Source organism: Stenotrophomonas sp. HMWF023 (assembly GCF_003060985.1).
GTDB classification, from domain to species: Bacteria; Pseudomonadota; Gammaproteobacteria; order Xanthomonadales; family Xanthomonadaceae; genus Stenotrophomonas; species Stenotrophomonas lactitubi.
Map to the genome: position 1 here is coordinate 27,669 of NZ_QAIJ01000274.1, position 667 is coordinate 28,335.

1 protein-coding gene is annotated in these 667 nt (G+C 64.6%); it reads right to left on the minus strand.

Annotated features, from left to right (window positions below):
- The coding region (locus tag DBR20_RS23305; RefSeq protein ID WP_308812619.1) for an aminoacyl--tRNA ligase-related protein at window positions 1–531 on the minus strand (531 nt) is incomplete at its 3' end.
- Window positions 532–667: the final 136 nt, after the last annotated feature.

Here is a 667-nt window from a genome sequence, read left to right on the forward strand (position 1 = left end):
CATGTTTTCGTACTCACGCACGAGGTCTTCGTCGTGCAGGTGGAACGAGTAGGCGTCCTTCATCAGGAACTCGCGCGCACGCATCACACCGAAGCGCGGACGGATCTCGTCGCGGAACTTGGTCTGGATCTGGTAGAAGTTCACCGGCAGCTGCTTGTAGCTGGACAGTTCGCTGCGCGCGAAATCGCAGGCCGCTTCTTCAGCGGTGGGGCTGTAGCAGAAGGTCTGTTCCTTGCGGTCCTTGATCTTCAGCAGCTGCGGGCCGAACTTCTGCCAGCGGCCGGTCTGCTCCCACAGTTCCTTCGGCTGGATGGTCGGAATCTGGAATTCGACGGCACCGGCGCGGTCCATTTCCTCGCGGACGATGCGTTCGACCTTGCGCAGCACGCGCAGGCCCAGCGGCGACCAGGTGTAGAGGCCGGACGCGAGCTTGCGGATCATGCCCGCGCGCAGCATCAGCCGGTGGCTGGTCAGCTCGGCGTCGCTGGGGGTTTCCTTGGTGGTGTGCAGGTGGAACTGGGAGAGGCGCATCGTCGGCTTCGGATTACGGCAGAGACACCTATTCTGCCAGCCCGGCCGGGGGAGGGGTATCGGCCGGGCGGCGCCCGGCACCCGCAGCGGCCAGAGCAACGGCCAAAGCAAAAGCGGGGTTTCTGTGGGATGGCGG